Annotated in this window: 22 protein-coding genes; 7 read left to right on the top strand and 15 right to left on the bottom strand. The window is 72.9% G+C overall.

Annotated features, from left to right (window positions below; translation table 11 throughout):
* Positions 1–32: 32 nt before the first annotated feature.
* On the bottom strand, positions 33–1,766 hold the full coding sequence (locus SRB5_RS16355) for an ABC transporter ATP-binding protein (RefSeq protein WP_323377998.1): 1,734 nt from the start codon (positions 1,764–1,766) through the stop codon (positions 33–35).
* 166 nt (positions 1,767–1,932) lie between these two features.
* Here SRB5_RS16355 and SRB5_RS16350 point away from each other — a divergent pair, with 166 nt between their 5' ends.
* The 5 genes from SRB5_RS16350 (at position 1,933) to SRB5_RS16330 (ending at position 7,576) form a co-directional block, all read left to right on the top strand.
* The gene (locus SRB5_RS16350) at positions 1,933–2,196 is read left to right on the top strand and encodes a MoaD/ThiS family protein (protein ID WP_153452696.1); all 264 of its coding nucleotides are present in this window, start codon (positions 1,933–1,935) and stop codon (positions 2,194–2,196) included.
* A 6-nt stretch (positions 2,197–2,202) separates the two neighbouring features.
* On the top strand, positions 2,203–3,699 hold the full coding sequence (locus SRB5_RS16345) for a hypothetical protein (protein ID WP_153452695.1): 1,497 nt from the start codon (positions 2,203–2,205) through the stop codon (positions 3,697–3,699).
* A gap of 226 nt (positions 3,700–3,925) precedes the next feature.
* Positions 3,926–6,229: an RNA degradosome polyphosphate kinase gene (locus SRB5_RS16340; protein WP_153452735.1), complete on the top strand. Its 2,304-nt coding sequence runs from the start codon at positions 3,926–3,928 to the stop codon at positions 6,227–6,229.
* Positions 6,216–7,163 carry a CHAD domain-containing protein gene (locus SRB5_RS16335; protein ID WP_323377997.1) on the top strand — a complete coding sequence of 316 codons (948 nt, stop codon included), beginning with the start codon at positions 6,216–6,218 and terminating at the stop codon, positions 7,161–7,163. Before SRB5_RS16340 ends, SRB5_RS16335 begins: the two co-directional genes overlap by 14 nt.
* Positions 7,160–7,576: an NUDIX hydrolase gene (locus SRB5_RS16330; protein WP_153452694.1), complete on the top strand. Its 417-nt coding sequence runs from the start codon at positions 7,160–7,162 to the stop codon at positions 7,574–7,576. Before SRB5_RS16335 ends, SRB5_RS16330 begins: the two co-directional genes overlap by 4 nt.
* A gap of 61 nt (positions 7,577–7,637) precedes the next feature.
* Here the strand turns inward: SRB5_RS16330 and mshD are convergent, their stop codons facing one another.
* Positions 7,638–8,567, bottom strand: a complete 930-nt coding sequence (mshD, locus tag SRB5_RS16325; RefSeq protein WP_153452693.1) for a mycothiol synthase — start codon at positions 8,565–8,567, stop codon at positions 7,638–7,640.
* 205 nt (positions 8,568–8,772) lie between these two features.
* Here mshD and SRB5_RS16320 point away from each other — a divergent pair, with 205 nt between their 5' ends.
* Positions 8,773–10,560 carry a bifunctional metallophosphatase/5'-nucleotidase gene (locus tag SRB5_RS16320; protein ID WP_153452692.1) on the top strand — a complete coding sequence of 596 codons (1,788 nt, stop codon included), beginning with the start codon at positions 8,773–8,775 and terminating at the stop codon, positions 10,558–10,560.
* A 74-nt stretch (positions 10,561–10,634) separates the two neighbouring features.
* Here the strand turns inward: SRB5_RS16320 and SRB5_RS16315 are convergent, their stop codons facing one another.
* The 6 genes from SRB5_RS16315 to SRB5_RS16290 all read right to left on the bottom strand — a co-directional run bounded on the left by SRB5_RS16315 (position 10,635) and on the right by SRB5_RS16290 (position 16,216).
* Positions 10,635–11,054, bottom strand: a complete 420-nt coding sequence (locus SRB5_RS16315) for an SSI family serine proteinase inhibitor (protein WP_153452691.1) — start codon at positions 11,052–11,054, stop codon at positions 10,635–10,637.
* 100 nt (positions 11,055–11,154) lie between these two features.
* Positions 11,155–12,624: a sensor histidine kinase gene (locus SRB5_RS16310; RefSeq protein WP_323377996.1), complete on the bottom strand. Its 1,470-nt coding sequence runs from the start codon at positions 12,622–12,624 to the stop codon at positions 11,155–11,157.
* Complete coding sequence (locus SRB5_RS16305; RefSeq protein ID WP_323377995.1) at positions 12,621–13,340, bottom strand: response regulator transcription factor; 720 nt, start codon at positions 13,338–13,340, stop codon at positions 12,621–12,623. Before SRB5_RS16305 ends, SRB5_RS16310 begins: the two co-directional genes overlap by 4 nt.
* Before the next feature lie 3 nt (positions 13,341–13,343).
* A complete protein-coding gene (locus SRB5_RS16300) occupies positions 13,344–14,285 on the bottom strand; it encodes a S1C family serine protease (RefSeq protein WP_153452690.1) in 942 nt (313 codons plus the stop codon).
* An 89-nt stretch (positions 14,286–14,374) separates the two neighbouring features.
* On the bottom strand, positions 14,375–15,391 hold the full coding sequence (locus tag SRB5_RS16295; protein WP_323377994.1) for a LacI family DNA-binding transcriptional regulator: 1,017 nt from the start codon (positions 15,389–15,391) through the stop codon (positions 14,375–14,377).
* Positions 15,392–15,457: 66 nt separating this feature from the next.
* Entirely contained in the window at positions 15,458–16,216 is a 759-nt protein-coding gene (locus tag SRB5_RS16290) for a response regulator transcription factor (RefSeq protein WP_153452689.1), read from the bottom strand.
* A 360-nt stretch (positions 16,217–16,576) separates the two neighbouring features.
* Here SRB5_RS16290 and SRB5_RS16285 point away from each other — a divergent pair, with 360 nt between their 5' ends.
* The gene (locus SRB5_RS16285) at positions 16,577–17,365 is read left to right on the top strand and encodes an alpha/beta hydrolase (protein WP_153452730.1); all 789 of its coding nucleotides are present in this window, start codon (positions 16,577–16,579) and stop codon (positions 17,363–17,365) included.
* A gap of 4 nt (positions 17,366–17,369) precedes the next feature.
* Here SRB5_RS16285 and SRB5_RS16280 read toward each other — a convergent pair whose 3' ends face one another.
* From SRB5_RS16280 to SRB5_RS16255, 7 genes are all read right to left on the bottom strand, one after another.
* Positions 17,370–17,612, bottom strand: coding sequence for a DUF3099 domain-containing protein (locus SRB5_RS16280; RefSeq protein ID WP_153452688.1), 243 nt, complete (start codon positions 17,610–17,612; stop codon positions 17,370–17,372).
* 67 nt (positions 17,613–17,679) lie between these two features.
* Positions 17,680–17,967: a DUF1416 domain-containing protein gene (locus tag SRB5_RS16275; RefSeq protein WP_153452687.1), complete on the bottom strand. Its 288-nt coding sequence runs from the start codon at positions 17,965–17,967 to the stop codon at positions 17,680–17,682.
* A 31-nt stretch (positions 17,968–17,998) separates the two neighbouring features.
* Positions 17,999–18,838, bottom strand: a complete 840-nt coding sequence (locus tag SRB5_RS16270) for a sulfurtransferase (RefSeq protein WP_153452686.1) — start codon at positions 18,836–18,838, stop codon at positions 17,999–18,001.
* Positions 18,839–19,053: 215 nt separating this feature from the next.
* A complete protein-coding gene (locus tag SRB5_RS37740) occupies positions 19,054–19,131 on the bottom strand; it encodes a putative leader peptide (RefSeq protein WP_407703928.1) in 78 nt (25 codons plus the stop codon).
* A 180-nt stretch (positions 19,132–19,311) separates the two neighbouring features.
* Positions 19,312–19,986, bottom strand: coding sequence for an LmeA family phospholipid-binding protein (locus SRB5_RS16265; RefSeq protein ID WP_153452685.1), 675 nt, complete (start codon positions 19,984–19,986; stop codon positions 19,312–19,314).
* A gap of 88 nt (positions 19,987–20,074) precedes the next feature.
* Positions 20,075–20,800 carry an LmeA family phospholipid-binding protein gene (locus SRB5_RS16260; protein WP_153452684.1) on the bottom strand — a complete coding sequence of 242 codons (726 nt, stop codon included), beginning with the start codon at positions 20,798–20,800 and terminating at the stop codon, positions 20,075–20,077.
* A gap of 52 nt (positions 20,801–20,852) precedes the next feature.
* On the bottom strand, positions 20,853–21,635 hold the full coding sequence (locus tag SRB5_RS16255; RefSeq protein WP_323377993.1) for a class I SAM-dependent methyltransferase: 783 nt from the start codon (positions 21,633–21,635) through the stop codon (positions 20,853–20,855).
* Between the last annotated feature and the right edge of the window lie 76 nt (positions 21,636–21,711).

The following is a 21,711-nucleotide window of genomic DNA, read 5'->3' as shown; positions in this document are numbered from 1 at the left end:
TCGCCGCGGTGCGGGCTTGACCTGGTCGGAACTCACGCCGCCTCCTGCTCGGTCAGCTGGGAGAGGACGATCTCCCGGTAGGTCTCGTTGCCCTCCATCAGCTCGTGGTGCGTGCCGCTGCCGACCACCACGCCCTCGTCGAGGACGACGATCCGGTCCGCGTCACGGATGGTGGACACCCGCTGGGCGACGATGACGACCGTCGCCTCGCCCGTCTCCCGGGCCAGCGCCGCGCGCAGCCGGGCGTCGGTGGCGTAGTCCAGGGCGGAGAAGGAGTCGTCGAAGAGGTAGATCTCCGGCCGCCGCACCAGCGCCCGGGCGATCGCGAGCCGCTGGCGCTGCCCGCCGGAGACATTGCTCCCGCCCTGCGCGACCGGCGCCTCGAGCCCCTCGGGCAGCTGCTCGACGAAGTCCCGCGCCTGCGCCGTCTCCAGCGCCCGCCACAGCTCCTCGTCGCTCGCGTCGGGCCGCCCGTAGCGCAGATTGGACGCCACGGTCCCGGCGAAGAGGTACGGCTTCTGCGGTACGAACCCGATCACGTCCGCCAGCACCCCGGGGTCCAGCTCCCGCACGTCGACGCCGTCGACCCGTACGGACCCTCCCGTGGCGTCGAACAGCCGCGGCACCAGGCCCAGCAGGGTGGACTTGCCGCTGCCCGTCGAGCCGATCACGGCCGTCGTACGGCCCGGCTCGGCGGTGAGATCGATGTCCCGCAGCACCGGCTGCTCGGCGCCCGGGTAGCGGAACTCCACGTCCCGCAGCTCCAGCAGTCCGCGCCGCTCGACCGTCCGCACGGGAGCCTTCGGCGGGACGACGGAGGTGTCCGTGTCCATGACCTCCTGGATCCGCTCGGCGCAGACCTCCGCGCGCGGAACCATCATGAACATGAACGTGGCCATCATGATCGACATCAGGATGTACATGAGGTACGAGAGGAACGCCGTCAGCGCCCCGATCTGCATGTCCCCGCTGTCGATCCGGTGCGCGGCGAAGTACACCACCGCGACGCTCGCCAGGTTCACCACGAACATCACGGTCGGGAACATCAGCCCCATCAGCCGGCCGGCCCGGACCGCGTAGTCCATCAGCTCGTTGTTGGCCCCGGCGAACCGCCGCTGCTCGTGCTCGTCCCGTACGAACGCCCGGATCACCCGGATCCCGGTGATCTGCTCGCGCAGGATCCGGTTCACGCTGTCGATGCGCTCCTGCATCCCGCGGAACAGCGGCCGCATCCGGCGCACGATCAGCGTCACCAGGACCGCCAGCACCGGCACGATCACCAGCAGCAGCCCCGACAGCGGCACGTCCTGGTTGAGCGCCATGATCACGCCGCCGACCGCCATGATCGGCGCGGAGACCATCATCACGAACGTCATCTGGACCAGCATCTGCACCTGCTGGACGTCGTTCGTGGTCCGGGTGATCAGCGACGGCGCCCCGAAGTGCCCCATCTCCCGCGCGGAGAACGACTGCACCCGGTCGAAGACCGCGGCGCGCACGTCCCGGCCCAGACCCATCGCGGTGCGGGCGCTGTAGTAGACGGCGGTGATCGACGCGCCCACCTGGACGACGGTCACGGCCAGCATCCAGCCGCCGAGGACGAGGATGCGTCCGCTGTCGCCCTTGATGACACCGTCGTCGATGATGTCGGCGTTGAGCGTCGGCAGATAGAGGACGGCCAGGACGGACAGCAGCTGCAGCGCGACGATCCTGGCGATGTCGGGGCGGTAGGGCCGCAGATAGGTGCGGCAGATTCGGACGAGCACCCGAGCAGCCTAGGCTGAGGTCCGCACTGTGGTGCGAGTGGTTTTCGCGCTCAGCGGAGCGCGGGCGGAGGATTTTGCCCGCGCTTGGCCCGGGGGGCCGGTGCGGCGGGTTGCGTGGGAGAGGGCATCATGTACGCCGCATGTACGTCAGAAGGGAGGCCGTCCGATGACGGCCAGAGGCACCATCCGGTACTGGGCCGCCGCCAAGGCCGCCGCGGGTACCGGCGAGGAGGCGTACGAGGCGGCCACGCTCGCCGAGGCGCTGGACGCCGCGCGGGAACGGCACGCGGGGCGGCCCGAGTTCGCCCGGGTGCTGCTGCGGTGCTCGTTCCTGGTGGACGGCGACCCGGTCGGGACGCGGGACCACGCCGGTGTGCAGCTTGTCACCGGGGGGACGGTTGAGGTTCTCCCGCCGTTCGCGGGAGGGTAGGGCGCGATGAGCACACACCCACAGGATCCTTACGGCGCCGCGTACGGCCAGACCCCCGCCGGGTGGCCGTACGACGAGGCGCAGGCGCCGCAGCAGGGTCACGATCAGCAGCCGCCGTACGGCGAGGGGTACACCGCCGCGTACGCGGCGCAGGACCAGCACACGTCCCCCGGGCAGCACGGTTCGCTGCCGGCGGAGGGGTACCCGCAGGGCGGCTACGACGGGACGCCGGCGCACGGCGGCTCGTACGGGGGCGCGCAGGGCGTCGCGGAGGGTGGTTCGTACGGGGGTGCCCAGGGGGTGCCCGGCAGCGCGCTGTACGGGGGCGCCGAGGGTGCTTCGTACGGCGGTCAGCAGGGCGTCGCCGAGGGCGGCTCGTACGGCGGTCCGCAAGGTGTCGCCGAGGGCGGCTCGTACGGCGGTCAGCAGAGTATCCCGGACGGTGGCTCCTACGGCGGTCAGCACGCCTACGCCACCGACGCCGCCGAGACCGCGTTCCTCCCGCCCGTGGCCGCCGCCGCGCAGGAGATGACCGCCGTCATGCCGCCCGTACCGGCGCAGCAGGACGCGGCGGGCGGTCCCTGGCCCGACGGCTGGGAGCGCCGCCCCGGGGAGCAGGCCCCCCGGCGCCCGCGCCCCGCGCGGGGCGCCCGCCCCGCGCGCCCCGGACCGGCAGCACCCGGCACCCCCGGCGTCCCCCCGAACCAGAGCGAGCCCACCGTCTACGGCGCCCCCACCCGCCGCCGCCCCCTCCCGTCCGCGGAGGAGCTGCGCGAGGGCGGCACGACGATGATCGCCCCCGGTCTCGAGCCGGCCGGGATCACCGCCGGCATCGCGCTGGCCCTGGCCGTCGCGGCCCCCCTCGCACGTCCGGGGCTGGCCGTCGTCGTGCTGGGCCTGCAGGCGGTGACGGCCGCCGGCTGGTTCCGGCTGAACGGTATGTGGCCCGCCCGCCAGGGCATCGCCGTCGCGTTCGCCGGCGGCCTCACGGCGTCCGTCGCGATGCTGTTCACCGGCCGCGAGCACGCCCCCGCCGCCGCCCTCGGGGCGCTCGGCGTCTGGCTGCTGCTGGCGGTCGCGGCGCAGGTCCGCGGCGACGTCCCCGGCGCCGAACGGCTCACGGCCCTCTCCGCCACCCTCGCGTCGACGGCGTTCGCCGTGGCCGCGTCCGGCTACCTCGCCGCCGAGCCCGCCGCCGTCACGGTCGGCGCCCTCGCGGTCGCGGCGGCCACCGTGGTCCGCGCGATCCCGCTGCCGCCGACCACGTCACCGCTGGTGGCGCTCTTCGGGGCGACCGTCATCGGCGCGGCGGCGGGCGCCTTCACGTCCCTGGGCGTGGCGGGCGCGCTGCTGGGCCTGGTGGCGGGCGCCGCGGCGCTGGCCGGGCTGCACGTCTCGAGCTACGACCGCCCCTCGCGCTTCGTCCACCTGACGGCGGGCGTCGCCCTGCCCCTGACGATGGCGGTCCCGGCGGTGTACCTGCTGGGCGAGTGGCTGGCGTAGGACAGGGACGTACCGGCCGCGTACCTCCCGCGGGTGCGCGGCCGACGACGCCCGCCCGCCACCTTGCCGTTACCGACGGTTAAGGCGGGCTTGCGACGATCGGCCCATGCGGCGCCCCACCACCCCCCTCGCTGCCGTACGCGACCTGCCGTCCGTACGGGATGCGGAGCCCCCGGCTCCGGGCCTCGCCGTGCCCGAACCGGCCGGGGCGCGGAACAATGAGGGCATGGAAGAGCCCGCCACCACCGCCGAGCCCCGATCCGCCGACGGCGTGACCGCCGTCCCGGTGACCTCGCGCTCCGGCCAGCCCGCCGCCCAGTCCGCGGCCCAGCCCTCCGTCGGCTCCATCGCCGCCCACCGGCCGCACGCCGTGGCCGTGACGGGCGTACCCGGGATGGACCCCGACATCGACGCGGACGCCGACGACTACGAGGACGACGCCGAGGGCGGTGTCGAGCTGCCGCAGGGCCGGTTCCTGGACCGCGAGCGCTCCTGGCTGGCGTTCAACGAGCGGGTCCTGGAGCTCGCCGAGGACCCGGCGACCCCGCTGCTCGAACGGGCGAACTTCCTGGCCATCTTCGCCAGCAACCTCGACGAGTTCTTCATGGTCCGCGTCGCCGGCCTGAAGCGCCGGATCGCCACCGGAGTCGCCACCCGCAGCGCCAGCGGACTGCAGCCCCGCGAGGTGCTGGAGCTGATCTGGACCCGCTCGCGCGAGCTGATGGCCCGGCACGCCGCCTGCTACCAGCAGGACGTCGCCCCCGCGCTGGCCGACGAGGGCATCCACCTGATCCGGTGGCACGAGCTGACGGACAAGGAGCAGGCCCGCCTGTTCACCCTGTTCCGCCAGCAGATCTTCCCCGTGCTGACGCCCCTGGCGGTCGACCCCGCCCACCCGTTCCCGTACATATCGGGCCTGTCCCTGAATCTGGCCGTCGTCGTACGCAACCCCGTCTCCGGCCACGAGCACTTCGCCCGCGTCAAGGTCCCCCCGCTCCTCTCGCGCTTCCTGGAGGTCGGCAACCACAGCGGCGTCCAGCGCTTCGTCCCCCTCGAGGACGTCATCGCGGCGCATCTGGAGGAGCTCTTCCCCGGCATGGAGGTGCTGGCCCACCACACCTTCCGGGTCACGCGCAACGAGGACCTGGAGGTCGAGGAGGACGACGCGGAGAACCTGCTGAAGGCGCTGGAGAAGGAGCTCATGCGCCGCCGCTTCGGCCCGCCCGTACGGCTGGAGGTCGAGGAGTCGATCGACCCGTACGTACTGGACCTGCTGGTCCGCGAGCTGAAGATCTCCGAGGCCGAGGTCTATCCGCTGCCCGGCCCGCTGGACCTGACGGGCCTGTTCGGCATCGCCTCCCAGGACCGGGCGGAGCTCAAGTACCCCAAGTACATCGCCGGCACCCACCGCGACCTCGCCGAGGTCGAGTCCGCGTCCGCGCCCGACATCTTCGACGCGCTGCGCAAGCGGGACGTGCTGCTGCACCACCCGTACGACAGCTTCTCCACCTCCGTGCAGGCGTTCCTGGAGCAGGCCGCCGCCGACCCGGACGTGCTGGCGATCAAGCAGACGCTGTACCGGACGTCCGGCGACAGCCCCATCGTCGACGCGCTCATCGACGCCGCCGAGAGCGGCAAGCAGGTGCTGGTCCTGGTCGAGATCAAGGCCCGCTTCGACGAGCAGGCGAACATCAAGTGGGCGCGCAAGCTGGAGGAGGCCGGCTGCCATGTGGTCTACGGGCTCGTCGGCCTGAAGACCCACTGCAAGCTGTCGCTGGTCGTCCGCCAGGAGGGCGAGACGCTGCGCCGCTACAGCCATGTCGGCACCGGCAACTACCACCCCAAGACCGCGCGGCTGTACGAGGACATCGGCCTCCTCACCGCGGACCCGCAGGTGGGCGCGGACCTGTCCGACCTGTTCAACCGGCTCTCCGGCTACTCGCGCCGCGAGTCCTACCGCCGCCTCCTCGTCGCCCCGACGTCCCTGCGCGACGGGCTGGTGCAGCGGATCAACAAGGAGGCCGCCAACGCCCGCGCGGGGCGGCCCGCGCACGTCCGCTTCAAGATCAACTCGCTGGTGGACGAGGCCGTCATAGACGCCCTCTACCGCGCCTCGCAGGCGGGCGTCGTGGTCGACGTCTGGGTCCGCGGCATCTGCGCCGTCCGCCCGGGGGTGGCCGGGCTGTCGGAGAACGTACGGGTGCGCAGCGTGCTGGGCCGCTTCCTCGAGCACTCCCGGGTGTTCATCTTCGAGAACGCCGGCGAGCCCGAGGTCTGGATCGGCAGCGCCGACATGATGCACCGCAACCTCGACCGCCGCATCGAGGCCCTGGTGCGGGTCACCGACCCGTCCCACCGGGCGTCCCTGGTCAAGCTCCTCGACACGGGGATGTCGGACACGGTGGACGCCTGGGAGCTCGGCCCGGACGGCACCTGGGAGCGCCAGAGCCTCGATCCGGAGGGGCAGCGGCTGCCCAACGTCCAGGAGATGCTCATCGACGCCCGGAGGCGCCGGCGTGGTTCGGGGTGAGGCGGCCGCACGGCCGGCGGGGGGCGGCGCCGCCCGTACGGTGCTGGCGGACTATCTGGGGGCGCGGGCCACGGAGCTGCTGCGCGGCCTGCGGCAGTACGACGAGGCCGGAGGCCGTCCGGCGGCCGACGCGGCATGGCTCGTACGCGGCGCGGCGCGGCGGATCTGCGTCACGCTGGGCGCGCATCCGGGGAAGACCGATCCGGAGTGGGCGCGGCAGCTGTGCGGGGAGCTCCAGTGGTTCTCCGAGCTGATCGTCCGTGAGCACGTCCAGGCGGCCCGGCTGGAGCGGCTGCTGGCGGGCCTGCACCGGCTGAGCGGCGCGGACGAGGCGGGCTCCGGCCGGGCGGCCGGGGCGGCGCGGGCGGCGGCGCTGCTGCGGCGCAGGCTCGGGCTGGCGCGCGGCCGGGCGCACACCGCGGCGCTGGACGCGATGGGGTCGGGGCGGTTCCACGCCGCCGTGGACGCGGTGGCGCTGCTGGCGTCGGAGGCTCCCCCGGCGGGGGAGGGCTCGGCGGATGTGCTGCGGGACGCCGTGGAGGCCGCGGAGAAGCGGCTGGCGGAGGCCGTCGCCCGGTTACCGCTGCGGCGGGCCGGTCACCCGTACAACGCGGAGGCGCTGGCGCGGGGGCTCGATCCGGGGGCGGCGCAGGACGTGCCGTGGCGTCAGGTACGGACGCTGTTGCGCCACGTCCGGTACGCCCACGAGCTCCTCGCCCCCGCCGCGCCGCCGCATCTGACGGCGGCCGGACGAGCCCTGGACCGGCACCGGGACGCCGAGCAGGCCGCCGAGGCCGCGGCCGCCGCCGCGCACACCCCGCGCATCACGCCGCCCACGGCGTACGCGCTGGGGGTGCTGCACGCCGACCAGCGGCACGAGGTGGAGGCGGCGCGCTTCACCTTCGGGCGGCTGTGGGAGCGGGGAGCGGGATGACGGACACGATCCGCGCCGCCGGGTGCGTGCTGTGGCGGCATGCGCCCGGGGGCGGGCCGGTCGAGATCGCCCTCGTCCACCGGCCGCGGTGGGACGACTGGTCGCATCCCAAGGGCAAGCTGAAGCGCGGCGAGGACGCCCTGGCCGGCGCGCTGCGCGAGGTCGAGGAGGAGACGGGCTACCGCTGCGCGCCCGGGGCCCGGCTGCCGGCCGCCCACTACGAGGTGGACGGGCGGCCGAAGACCGTCGAGTACTGGGAGGCCGAGGCGGGTACGGGCCGCTTCACGCCGAACGACGAGGTGGACCGGTTGCTGTGGCTGCCCGCCGGGCCGGCGCGGGCGCGGCTGACGCGGGACCGGGACCGGGAGCTGATCGACGCGGCGCTGGCGGCGCTGCATTCTTCCGGGGGATAACCCCCGGACCCCCAGCCGGACAAGCGGGTCGGCCGGGGTTCCGGGTGCGGGCCGCCGGCGCTCAGCCCTCCGTGCGGTACATCAGATCCGTCTCGTGCGTCGTGAACCCCAGCCGCTCGTACACCGTCACCGCCGGTACATTGTCCGCGTCGACGTACAGCATCGCCGTCGGCATCGCCCGGTCCCGGGCCAGATAGCGCAGGCCCACCGTGGTCAGCGCCTTGCCCAGGCCGCCGCCCTGGGCCGCGGGGTCGACGCCCAGGACGTACACCTCGCCGAGGCGTTCGGCGCTGTGCACCTTCGTCCAGTGGAAGCCGATCAGCTTCCCGTCCCGCTCGGCGAGGAAGAAGCCGCGCGGGTCGAACCACGGCTCCGCCTTGCGGTCGTCGAGGTCCCGCTGGGTGAGCGTGCCCTGCTCGGGGTGGTGGGCGAACGACGCCGCGTTCAGCGCGAGCCACGCCGCGTCGTCCTCGCCGGGGACGAAGGTCCGTACGGACACGTCCGGCGGGAACGACGGCTCGGGCAGGTCGAGGTCCGCCAGCGGGCGTCGCATCTGGCGCAGCTCGCGGAACAGGGTCAGGCCCAGCAGCTGCGCCAGATGACGCGCCGCCGGATGACCGCCGTGCGCCCACACCCGCAGCCGGTGCCCGGACTCCTCCAGCAGCGCCTGCATGACGGCCCGCCCGTGGCCGTGCCGCCGGTGCGCGGGGTGGACGACCAGCTCGGCCGCGGGGGCCTCCACCGGGTCGTTGTCCTCCAGTTGCGCGTAGCCGGCGAGCTCCGCGCGGTCGTGCAGCAGCAGATGCCGTACGCCGGGACGCCGGCCGCCGCGCAGCTGCAGCCGGCCCTGCTCGGACACGGCCTGGCGGCCGTCGGTCCGGGCCGCCGCGTCCAGCAGCGCGAGCACCGCGTAGACCTGGGAGGGCGTGAGTTCGTCGTGGAACTCCACCCGGCGGGAGAGATGCGACGCAGCGGCTCCGGAGTCACTCATGGTGCGCATGCTAGGCCCTGCGCGGTGAGCTGCGGAATCGTGGGGCCCGCCAAGCGGGTGTCCGGCTTCTCCCCGCCCGGAGCGTGCGCCTCCGGAACGGCCACGGTTCACCCATATTTCACTCCCGGGCCGTGACACGCTACGCGCGTTGACCTTAGGCTGCCCCCCGTCTTGACAACCCGTCGCGTGTTTGTGGGGAGAGTGCATGAGGGTTCGTACCTATGTGAGCGGGGTGGCCCTGCTGGCCGCCACCGCCGGGCTGATGGGGGCGGCCCAGCCCGCGGGCGCCAGCGCCCCGGGCATCGCCGAGAAGCCCGTGAAGGACAACGGGCGCACGGTCGATGTGCAGTTGCTGTCCTTCAACGACTTCCACGGCAACCTCGAGGTTCCCACGGGTTCCTCCGGCCGGCTCACCGAGATCCAGCCGGACGGCAGCGTGAAGACCATCGAGGGCGCCGGTGGTGTGGAGTACCTGACGACCGCGCTGCGCGACGCCCGCGCCGGTAAGCGCTACAGCATCACCGCGGCGGCCGGTGACCTGATCGGCGCCAGCCCGATCACCTCCGCGCTGTTCCACGACGAGCCGACCATCGAGGCGATGAACGGCCTCGGCCTGGACGTCACGAGCGTCGGCAACCACGAGTTCGACGAGGGCCGGGCCGAGCTGCAGCGCATGCGCGACGGCGGCTGCCACCCGGTCGACGGCTGCTACGAGGAGGGGCGGACCTTCGAGGGCTCCGACTTCCCGTACCTCGCGGCGAACGTCACCGACGACACGACCGGCAAGCCCGTCCTCGACCCCACGTTCGTGTGGCAGAAGGACGGCGTGAAGATCGGCTTCATCGGCGTCACGCTCGAGGGCACGCCGAACATCGTCTCCGCCGAGGGCATCAAGGGCCTGTCGTTCGGCGACGAGGTCGAGACGATCAACAAGTACGCCGACAAGCTGCAGCAGCAGGGCGTCAAGTCGATCGTCGCGCTGATCCACGAGGGCGGCGTCCCGGTCAACGGCTCGTACAACTACGACTGTGACTCCGGCGGTCCGGGCACCGGTGTCTCCGGCCCGATCGTGGACATCGCCAAGGGTGTCTCGCCGAAGGTCGACGCGCTGGTCACCGGGCACACGCACAACGCGTACGTCTGCGACATCCCCGACCCGGCGGGCAACCACCGACTGGTCACCTCCGCCTCGTCGTTCGGGCGGCTCTTCACCGACACGACGCTGACGTACGACAAGGCCACCGACGACATCGTGCGTACGGCCGTCGCGTCCGCGAACCACGTCGTGTACCGGGGCACCGCCGCGTCCGACATGACGTCGCTGATCAAGCACTACCAGGACATGGCGGCCCCGGTCGCCAACCGGCCGATCGGCTGGATCGCCGGAGACATCAAGCCGAGTGGGGGTCCGGACGACTCGCCGCTCGGCAACCTGATCGCGGACGCCCAGCTCGCACACGCCCAGAGCCTCGACCCGAAGGCGTCGGTGGCGCTGATGAACCCCGGCGGGGTTCGGGCCGATCTGACGTACGCCTCGTCCCCGATGGGTGAGGGCGACGGTGTGGTGACGTACCGGGAGGCGTTCACGGTGCAGCCGTTCGCCAACACGGTGAACCTGCTGGACCTGACCGGCGCACAGCTGCTCACCGTGCTCCAGCAGCAGGTCAGCGGCCTCAACGCGGCGTCGCCGAAGATCCTTCAGCCGGCCGGTGTGACGTACACGCTGGACATGACGCGTACCGGCGCCGACCGGATCGTCGCGGACTCGGTGCTGGTGGCCGGCGCTCCGCTGGACCCCGCCGCGACCTACCGGGTCGCCGTCAACTCGTTCCTCGCGGGCGGCGGCGACGGCTTCGCCGAGATCGCCAAGGGCACGAACCCGCTCGTCGGCAGCGACGACCTCGCGGCCCTGGAGCAGTACCTGGCGGCCAACTCGTCGGCGTCCGCGCCGCTGCAGCCGCCGGCCGCCGACCGGGTGAACGTCGTCAGCTGATCCGCGGCGCACGACGAAACGGCCGGTGCGGGGTCTCCCCGCACCGGCCGTCTCATTCCCGGGGGACGGTGCCCTCAGTACTTGAAGACGTTGGCGGTCGCCAAGTTGGCCTCACACCGGTTCGGGTAGACCTTCGAGACGAACTTGACGTCCTTGCGCTGCCAGTTGCCGTAGGCGTACAGGCGGACCGGGTTGAACTCGCGGGTGCAGCGGCCCCGCTTGTGGTCGAGCTTGCGGAAGTCACCGCCCGCCTTGCGGAGTTCCCCGCACGCCTCGCGCGGGGTGGGGTGCGTGCCGCCGGGAGGGGCGCACTCGAGGTAGGCGACGTCCAGCGGGTCGCCGCTGCGCGTCTCCTGCGCGATCAGGATCAGGTGGGAGGCGGCCTCCGGCTGACGGAAGGACTCGGACGGTGCCTGGGCGGCGGTGGCCGTTGCCGGCGCGGAGAGTGCGATCAGCGCGGCGGTGCCGGCTGTGAAGAGGCTGAGGTTTCGCATGTGGAAACGATGGCTCGGGCCCGGGGCATATGCCCTCACCGTCACTCGTCAGTGGCGTTTCATACCGTATGTTTCGTTCGCCTGTTTAATATCTTTCGTACTAAATATCGGGTGGAGGCGTCGCGGCACCCGGAAGGCGTAGCACCGCGACCGTCCCGCCGCCCTTCGCCGGCGCCAGATGCACGGTGCCGCCCGTCTGTTGGGCGGTTCGCGCCACGATCGACAGCCCGAGTCCGGATCCCGGCAGGCTCCGCGCGCCGGGGGAGCGCCAGAAGCGTTCGAACACGTGTGGCAGGTCTGCGGGTGCGATTCCGGCCCCGTGGTCACGGACAGTGAGCTCGCCGTCCGTCAGCCGGACGTCGACCGTTCCCCCGGACGGGGAGAATTTCACCGCGTTGTCGAGCAGGTTCACCAGCGCCCGCTCCAGCGCGGCGGGCTCCCCCCGTACGTACCAGGGCGTCAGCTCGGCGCCGATCGCGATGCCGGCGCCGCGCAGCCGCGCCCGCTCCACGGCCCGCCCGGCGATGTCGTGCAGGGCGACTACGGGGAGTGGCCGGCCGTGCGGGTCGGCGTCGGGGCGGGAGAGCTCCTGGAGGTCGCCGATGAGGGCGGCGAGTTCGGTCATCTGCGCCTTGACGGACGTCAGCAGCTCGGCGCGGTCGTCCGGGGGCAGGGGGCGGCCGGTCTGCTCGCTGCGGACGAGGAGCTCGATGTTCGTACGGAGGCTGGTCAGCGGGGTCCGCAGCTCGTGCCCGGCGTCGGCGATGAGCTGCTGCTGGCGGTCGCGGGAGGAGGCGAGGGCCTCGGTCATGGCGTTGAAGGAGCGGGAGAGGCGGGCGATCTCGTCGTCGCCCGCCACGGGGATGCGGACGCTGAGGTCCTCGGTCTGGGCGATGTGCTCGACCGTGCCGGTGAGCCGGTCGACGGGGCGCAGGCCGGCGCGGGCGATGCCGAGGCCGGCGGCGCCGGCCACCAGGACGCCGGCTCCGGCCACCCCGGCCAGGACCCAGGCGAGGGTGGTCAGGGGGTCGGTGACCTCGCTGAGGGGGCGGGCGATCGAGATGGCGAACGGCTGGCCGTCGAGGTCTGGGCTGTTGCTCTGGATGAGGCCGCCGGGCCGGGTGTAGACGCGCCAGGGTTCGCCGTGCGAGTCGACCGTGTGGATGACGCCCGCGCGATCGCCGCGCGGGCCGGTGCCCGAGACCGCGGCGATCCCCCGGTCCGTCTCCGTGGTCGCGATCGTGTGCTCGCCGCCGGTGAGGCAGGCCGTGCCGTCCGGCAGCACCCACTGGGCGGTGAGGTCCTCGAGCACGACCGAGCCCATGCCCGGACCCACGGGCCCCCGGGGCAGGCCGGTGTCCTCCCGTTCGCCGACGCAGCCGTACCGGAAGGACCCCGGGTCGGTGGGCGCCTGGGCCTGCCGCAGCGACCGGTCCAGCTGGTCCATCAGCTGGCCCCGGGTGATCACCCAGCAGGCGAGCGCGGCCACCGCTACCGCCACCGCCACCGCGCACGCGGTGAGGAGCGCCAGGCGCGAGCGCAGCGGGAGGCGCCGGAGGCGGCCGGTCACCGGGGGGCCTCGGGGGAGCGCAGGACGTAGCCCACGCCCCGTACCGTGTGCACCAGCCGGGGCGCGCCGTCCGCCTCCGTCTTGCGCCGCAGGTACATCACGTACACGTCGAGGGAGTTCGACGACGGCTCGAAGTCGAAGCCCCACACCGCCTTCAGGATCTGCTCCCGCGTGAGCACCTGCCGCGGATGCGACAGGAACAGCTCCAGCAGCGTGAACTCCGTCCGCGTCAGCTCGATGACCCGTCCGCCCCGTACGACCTCCCGGGTCGCGAGGTCCATCCGCAGGTCGGCGAACTCCAGCGCGTCGTCCGCGGGCTCCTCCGCCGCGCCGCCCGCGTACGAGGAGCGGCGCAGCAGGGCGCGGATGCGGGCGAAGAGCTCGTCGAGCTCGAACGGCTTGACGAGGTAGTCGTCCGCCCCCGCGTCCAGCCCGGTGACCCGGTCGCCGACGGTGTCCCGGGCGGTGAGCATGAGGATCGGCGTGCGTACGCCCGTGGCGCGCAGCCGGCGGGCGGCGGTGAGGCCGTCCATCCGGGGCATGAGGACGTCCAGGACGATCAGGTCGGGCGCGAAGGCGGCGGCCTTGTCCAGCGCGTCGAGCCCGTCGACGGCGAGCTCCGTCGCGTACCCCTCGAAGGAGAGGCTGCGCTGCAGGGCCTCGCGTACGGCGGGCTCGTCGTCCACGATGAGGATGCGGGACTGCTCGGTCGTCACGGACTAATTGTTCCGCAGGTCGGCCACTATGGTCCTGACGTCGTTGACGGGGATCGCGAAGCCGAGGCCCACGCTGCCGGCGTTGCCGCTGTACATCGCGGAGTTGATGCCGACGACCCGGCCGCTCAGGTCCACGAGCGGGCCCCCGGAGTTGCCGGGGTTGATGGAGGCGTCGGTCTGGAGCGCCTTGTACGTGGTGGTCTCGCCGCCGAGCTGCCCGTTGTACTCCTCGCCGCCGAAGCCGAACGGCCACTGGCCCCGGGGCTGCTGCTGCTCCTGCTCCTTCTGGACGGTGACGTCGCGGTTCTTGGCGGAGATGATGCCGCTGGTCACGGTGCCGGTGAGGCCCTCGGGGGAGCCGATGGCGACGACCTCGTCGCCGACGTCGGCCCGGTCGGAGTCGCCGAGGGTGGCGGCCTTGAGGCCGGTCTTGCCGGTGGCCTTGATGAGGGCGATGTCGTTGTCGGCGTTGGTGCCGACGACCTCGGCGGGGGCGGTGGAGCCGTCGTCGAAGCGGACGGTGAGCTGCTGGGCGCCCGAGACGACGTGGTTGTTGGTGATGATCTCGCCGTCGCCGGTGACGATCACGCCGGAGCCGGTGGCCTGGCCGGCCCCGCTGACGGCCTTGATCTCCACGACGCTGGGGCTGACGGCCCTCGCCACGGCGGCGACGGCGGAGTCGCCCTTCGTACGGGAGACGGGGGAGCCGGTGGTGACGCCGGAGCCGGCGACGCCCGCGGCGTGGTCGTCGCGCCACTGGCCGACCAGGGCGGCCGACCCGCCACCGGCGAGCGCGGCGACCAGCGCCACGGCGGCGAGCAGCGGCAGGGGGCGGCGGCCCCGGTGCCGGGGGGTGGGGGAGGGAGCGGTGACGGGTACGGGCTCGGGGGCGCGGTGGCGAGGGTCGGGCGCGGGCCAGTGGGGGAACGTCTCATCGCTGCTCATGCCAACGACTCTCGGCGGCGAAGATGAGAATCGTCTGAGACCGGACTGAGAAGCCCGACAGAAGCCTGTATGCCCCAAATAAGGACCGCTCAGGAGCAGCCGCAGGACTTCCGCACCACCAGCGCGCTCGGGAACTGCCGGATCCGCTCCCGCCGCGACATCGGCCGCGGGTCGTCGAGCAGCAGATCGACCGCCGCCCGCGCCATCGCCGGCCGGTCGGACGCCACCGTGGTCAGCGGCGGGTCCGTGAGCGCCGCCTCCTTCACGTCGTCGAAGCCGGCGACCGCCAGCCCGCCGGGGACGTCGATCCGCAGCTCGCGCGCCGCGCGCAGCACGCCGATCGCCTGGTCGTCCGTGGTGCAGAAGATCGCCGGAGGCCGGTCCGGGCCGGACAGCAGACCCAGCGCGATCTCGTACGCGTCGTACCGGTTGTACGGGGCCTGGAAGAGCCGCCCCTCGGTGGAGATCCCCGCCTCCGCCATGGCCCGCCGCCAGCCCTCCACATGGTCGGTGACCGGGTCGCCGACGACGGGGGTCTCCTCGATCCCGCCCAGACAGGCGACGTACGGGTGGCCGTGCTCCAGCAGATGCCTGGTGGCGAGATGGGCGCCGCCGAGGTCGTCGGTGATGACGACGAAGTCGTCCGCCGAGTCACGCCGCTCGTGCAGCAGCACCACCCGGGCGTCGGCGGCGTCGAGTTCGGCGGCGGCGGCCTCGCTGGGGCCCTGGCTGACGAGGATCAGCCCGGAGACGCGCATGCCGAGGAAGGCGCGCAGATAGTGGATCTCGCGTTCGTCGAGATAGTCGGAGTTGCCGACGAGGACCATCTTGCCCCGGTCGGCGGCGGCCTGTTCGACGGCGTGCGCCATCTCGGCGAAGAACGGCTGCCGCGCGTCCGGCACGATCATGCCTATGAGATCCGTCCGGCGCGACGCCATCGCCTGGGCGACCCGGTCGGGCCGGTATCCCAGCTCCGTGATCGCCGCGAGCACCCGCTCCCGGGTGGCGGGCGCCACCGGTCGGGGTCCGTTGTTGATCACATAGCTGACGACCGCGGTCGAGGTACCCGCGAGCCGTGCAACATCGTCACGCGTCACCTTGGCCACGGCAGTCAGTCTACGCGTGACCACCAGGCCGCACCCAGGGGACGATCACACTCCGTGAGACCGGAATCATGCCCGTCGCCCCGACCCTTCCGCGGCCCGCCTGGCCACGGACTCCGCCTCCGCCGCCGCGGACTCGGCGGCGGCCGTCTCGACCTTCTCGGGGGTGACGAAGCGGTAGCCGACGTTGCGGACCGTCCCGATGAGGGACTCGTGCTCGGGGCCGAGCTTGGCGCGCAGCCGCCGTACGTGCACGTCGACCGTGCGGGTGCCGCCGAAGTAGTCGTAGCCCCAGACCTCCTGCAGCAGCTGGGCGCGGGTGAAGACGCGGCCCGGGTGCTGCGCGAGGTACTTCAGCAGCTCGAACTCCTTGAACGTCAGATCCAGCACCCGGCCCTTGAGCTTCGCCGAGTACGTGGCCTCGTCCACCGACAGATCACCGTTGCGGATCTCCATCGGGCTGTCGTCCGCGGGGATCTGCGCCCGGCCGAGCGCGAGCCGCAGCCGCGCCTCGACCTCCGCGGGGCCTGCGGTGTCCAGGAGGACGTCGTCGATGCCCCAGTCGGCGGTCACGGCGGCCAGGCCGCCCTCGGTGACGACCAGCAGCAGCGGGCAGCCGGGGCCGGTGGAGCGCAGCAGCTGGCAGAGGCTGCGGACCTGGGGGAGGTCACGGCGGCCGTCGATGAGGATGACGTCCGCGCCGGGGGTGTCGATGAGGGCGGGGCCCTCGGCCGGTGCGACCCGCACGTTGTGCAGGAGCAGACCGAGTGCCGGCAGCACCTCCGTCGAGGGCTGAAGGGCGTTCGTCAGCAGCAGCAGCGAGCTCATGGGGCTCCTCCGGTCTTGCGGATCGTGCGGCTCGGCCTCGGGGTCGGTATGGGGCGGGGCATGATCGTGTCCCGCCTTTCAAGCACAAAAGGACCCGGGGGCAACGTCGCCCGGGTCCTTCTCCCCAGGAATATAGCCCACCTCGAGCCGGGTGGGCAGCGATGCACGGCCGTCCGATGACGGTCCGTGGCGCTCTCGGGCCGTGCGCGGTCCCTGCCCCGGGTGGCGTACGTCCCGGTGTTGACGGGTGGTTGGCGGGGTCCCGGAGCGGGGCCCGCGGGGGTGTCCGGGGCGGGTCGTAGGGTGGATGACGTGGCGAATGACATAGTTCCGCGGCCCGGTGACCTGGCGACCGTGCTCATGACGGAGGACCGGACCCCGATCGAGGCCGCTTATCGGGCGGGCCCGGACGCCGGGGGGCCGGTGCTGGTCGTCGCGCACGGATTCTCCGGTTCGCTGCGGCGGCCCGCGCTGGTGCACGCGGCGGAGGTGTTCGGGCGGTACGCGGGGGTGGTGACGTTCTCGTTCCGCGGGCACGGGCGGTCCGGGGGGCGGTCCACCGTGGGGGACCGGGAGGTGCAGGACCTGGCGGCGGCGGTGCGCTGGGCGCGTGCGCTGGGCCACGAGCGGGTGGCCACGGTGGGGTTCTCGATGGGCGGGTCGGTCGTGCTGCGGCACGCGGCGCTGCACCGGGCGCCGGAGGGCGGCTCGAGCGAGGGCGGGGGCGGGAGCGAGAGGGAGCGTGCGGGGCGCACGGGCGCACACGCCGATGCCGTCGTCTCCGTCAGCGCCCCGGCGCGCTGGTACTACCGGGGCACCGCCCCGATGCGCCGGCTGCACTGGGCCGTGGAGCGGCCCCTGGGGCGCGCCGTGTCGCGGGCGGCGCTGCGGACCCGTATCCACCACGAGCGCTGGGACCCCGTACCGCTGTCCCCCGTGGCGGCGGCGCCGCTGATCGCCCCGACGCCGCTGCTGATCGTCCACGGCGACCGCGACGCCTACTTCCCCCTGGACCACCCGCGCTCGCTGGCCGCCGCCGCGCCGCACGCGGAGCTGTGGCTGGAGGAGGGCTTCGGGCACGCGGAGAACGCGGCGCCCGACGAGCTGCTGGAGCGGGTGGCACGGTGGGCGGTGCACGAGGCGGGCTGACGGCTCAGAGCTCGTCCCACCACTTGTCGCCCCGCTCCCACCGGTTCGCGACGATCGCCGCGACGGGCGGCATGAACGCGGCCACGACCGCCATCGCGATCGCCACGCCCGGGGCCCACTGATAGACGATCCCCGCCCCCGCGAAGAGCGCGACCGCCCCCAGCATCACGGCGAAGTAGCGGCGCCGGCGATGGTACTGGCTGCGCGGGACCCGGGGATCCAGGTCGAAGCGCGGGTGGCCTCGCATACCTCCAGCGTACGACCGGGGGCCGCCCCCGTCGCGGGTGCGGCCCCCGGGCCCGTACAGACTGTCCTCAGACCGCGATCGCGACCTCGGCCAGACCGCCCTGCTGGGCGACGACCGTACGGTCCGCCGTGCCGCCCGGGACCAGGGCGCGCAGCGTCCACGTGCCCTCGGCCGCGTAGAACCGGAACTGCCCGGTGGCCGAGGTCGGGACCTCGGCGGTGAACTCGCCGGTCGAGTCCAGCAGCCGCACGTAGCCCGTCACGGGCTCGCCGTCGCGGGTGACCTGACCCTGGATGGTGGTCTCACCGGCCTTCGCCGTGGAGGCGTCGGGGCCGCCGGCCTTTGCTCCGCACATGAAACTGTCCTTTACGTCGGTGGGTTCGGGGTTACTTGGCGGGGCCGAGCTCGATCGGCACGCCGACCAGCGAGCCGTACTCGGTCCACGAGCCGTCGTAGTTCTTCACGTTGGCCTGGCCGAGCAGCTCGTGCAGCACGAACCACGAGTGGGCCGAGCGCTCACCGATGCGGCAGTACGCGATGGTGTCCTTCGCCAGGTCCACGCCCTCGCCCTCGTAGAGGGCCTTGAGCTCCTCGTCGGACTTGAACGTGCCGTCGTCGTTGGCCGACTTGGACCACGGGATGTTACGGGCGGACGGCACGTGGCCCGGGCGCTGCGACTGCTCCTGCGGCAGGTGCGCGGGCGCCAGCAGCTTGCCGGAGAACTCGTCGGGGGAGCGCACGTCGACCAGGTTCAGCGTGCCGATGGCGTCGACGACCTCGTCGCGGAACGCGCGGATCGAAGCGTCCTGCGGCTGCGCGGTGTACGAGGTGGCCGCGCGCTGCGGGACCTCGGCGACCAGGTCGCGGGAGTCGAGCTCCCACTTCTTGCGGCCGCCGTCGAGGAGCTTGACGTCCTGGTGGCCGTACAGCTTGAAGTACCAGTAGGCGTACGAGGCGAACCAGTTGTTGTTGCCGCCGTACAGCACCACGGTGGAGTCGTTGGCGATGCCGCGCTCGGAGAGCAGCTGCTCGAACTGCTCCTGGTTCACGAAGTCGCGGCGGACCGGGTCCTGGAGGTCCTTCTGCCAGTCGATGCGGATCGCGTTCCTGATGTGGTTCTTCTCGTACGCGGCCGTGTCCTCGTCGACCTCGACGATGACGACCTGGGGGTTGTCGAGGTTGGCCTCGACCCAGTCGGCGTCCACGAGGACGTCACTGCGGCTCATTCTGTTCTCCTCCGGGGCAGTTGCGGCGGCTTGCGGTGTCTGAGCGTGGTTCGCGCCGGGGCGGACACGCGGTCCGGGGGCGCGGTGGGCCGCTGTGACGCGCGCGGGCATACGGGGAGGCATGGGCGCGCGGGGCGGCGGGAAGGTCCTCGGTCGGGGATCGGGCCGGGGCCGGTCAGGGACGGCGGCCCGGGGTCAGAGCTCGGGGACCCGTGTCAACGGCGACAGAGCATGGCGGCAACACGGCACAGGTCCACTGCCCGCCGTTTGGTGAGATCCGCCTGTCGCCTCATGTGTCCGATCGTAGGGACGGGCTGCGGCGCTGTCACCAGCGTGTCGTATGGTGAGACGAGATCGTCCGGAATATGGGAACGTATGAGGCTTCAAACGCCCCGCTCCCCCGGCGGGGGCGGGGCGCCGGGCCGGTTCTCCCGGGCTGTGGGCGTTACGGTCTCAGCCAGTGATACGGGCGGTCAGCCGACGAGCGCCACGTTCTCGCCGGTCACGCCCACGGTGACCCCGTTGGCGCCGGCCCGGGCCTCGGTCAGGCGCAGTCCGGCGGGCAGGCCCTTGACGACGTACGTGGTGTTGATGGCGTCCAGCGCGGATGTCGGCTGCTCCTCGGTGGCGACGGCCTGCAGCGTGATCGCGTTGCCCTCCGCCTTGATCTCGGCGAAGGTGTCCACGTCGATCTTCTCCCCGGCCACCTCGACCGCGCCCTTGGCCCTGACCCGGCCGTTGTCCGCGTAGGTGAAGGTGAGCGTGTCGCCGGTCTTCTGGTCGAACTGGTCGTACCCGATCAGCGCCGTGCCCTCGGCGGTCCCGGCGACGGCGGAGTCGTAGCCGCTGCCGATGCGGACGTCCTCGAGGGTCGCGGAGAACTCCGAGATCATGATCTGGCCGAGCTCCGCCTCCTCGGCCGTGACGCCGGTGAGCTTCAGGTCCACGGCGTCCAGGTTCTTGCTCATCGCCTGGGTGAGGAAGGGGAAGCCGCGGATGGTGACGGAGGTGTGGCCGCCGAGGCCCAGCCGGGTGTTGACGCGCGAGGCGGCCTCGTCCTCGGCGAAGTTGACCAGGACCCGGTCGGCGACGACCAGGACGATCGCGAGGATCGAGCCGATGATGAGCAGGATGCGGAGTGCGCGCATGCCGGTGGGTCCCCCGTTGTGATGAGCGGTGTCAGCAATCTACTGCGTGCGGTCGGTGGATCCCCTGCCGGGGCCGGAACATCCGCTGTCAGCGGGACAGTTCGACGTTCGTGCCCTTGCCGGAGATGGCGATGCCATCCCGATTGACCTGGACGTCCTTCAGCTCGATGCCCGACGGGAGGTCGTCGATCTTCCACTCGTAGTCGATGCGTTCGCGGAGGTAGTCCGAAAGGCCCGGCACCGCGTCCGCGCCCTCGATGTTCGTCGCGCGCAGATGGATCGTGTCGCCGTTCTCCACGGTGATCGTGCCCGTCGCGCTGTTCTCGATCCGCTGCCCCAGGAACGTCACGCCCACCGTGGCCTTCACCTGGTCCTGACCGGCCAGGTCCTTGCCGCCGTACGAGACGCGCACCACGTTGCCCGGGATGGCCCGGCCGACGTCCGCGTAGCTGAAGCGGACGTCGCCCGTGGCGCGGGCCGCCGTCGCGTGGTCCCAGCTGCCGCCGCTCACCTTCAGGTCGTACAGCCGCGCCTTCGCCTCGACCAGGGTGAGCGACGAGTCGCCCTCACCGGCGGCGCGGACGCCGCTGAGGTTCACGTCGACGCGGCCGAAGCGGCGGTGGAGGACCTGGGTGAGGAAGGGGAAGCCGCGGATGGTGATCTCCGGCGACTTCGAGAGGTCGTACTCCTGCCGGATCCGGTCCTCCGCCTCCGCCTGTACGAGCCGTACCGCGACCCGGTCGGCGGCGAGGGCGAGGGCGGCGAGCGTGACGACGACGATCAGGCTGACGCGGGCGAGGCGGAGTGGACGCATGATGCCGGTCAGGGTAGCCGGGTCCGGCCCCCGGCGGACCCCCACCCGTGGATCACGGCGCCACCGCGGCCCAGTCCACCGTGACCTCCCCCTGCCGCCACCGCCGGGCGTCGTCCAGCACCGGCCACTCCCCGGCCAGCGAGGTCACCGCCCGCACCCACCGCTGCCGGGCGCTCAGCGGCGCGTAGGGGGCCGCCGCGGCCCACGCCCGGTCGAAGTCCCGCAGGAAGGCGTGCACGGGCTCGCCCGGCACGTTGCGGTGGATGAGCGCCTTCGGCAGGCGTTCCGCCAGGTCGGACGGCGCTCCCAGGGACCCCAGCCGGGCCGCGAGCGTCAGCGATTCCGGACCGCCGGGGGTGAGCGCGACCCAGACGTGGCGCCGGCCGATCTCGTCGCACGTCCCCTCCACCAGCAGCCCGCCCGGCGCCAGCCGCCCGCACAGCCGCGCCCACACCCCGGCGACGTCCCCCTCGTCGTACTGCCGCAGCACGTTCGCCGCCCGGATCAGCACCGGCTTCCCCGCCACGGGCACCTCGAACCCCCCGCGCACGAACGTCAGCCCCTCGCGCGCGTAGGGCGCCGCCGCCGCGACCCGCGCCGGATCGATCTCCACCCCCACCACCCGCACCCCGGGAGCCACCGCCCGCAGCCGCGCCAGCAGCTCCACCGCCGTCCACGGCGCCGCCCCGTACCCGAGGTCGACGGCCACGGGAGCCGCGGCGGCCCGCAGCGCCCGCCCGTGGACGGCGGCGATCCAGCGGTCCATCCGGCGCAGCCTGTTCGGGTTGGTCGTGCCCCGGGTGATGGAGCCGACGGGACGTGCGGGTGAGGTCACGTGCCCCAGGGTAGGCGGGGGGTACCCGTTGGTACGGCCCCCGGGAATGCGCGGGCGATCGGAACGGTTCCATGCT

Origin of the sequence: Streptomyces smaragdinus, from assembly GCF_009604385.1 — a bacterium.
Classification (GTDB): domain Bacteria; phylum Actinomycetota; class Actinomycetes; order Streptomycetales; family Streptomycetaceae; genus Streptomyces; species Streptomyces smaragdinus.
The sequence above is the reverse complement of the archived record's forward strand: the minus strand, read 5'-3'. Positions and strand labels throughout refer to the sequence as shown.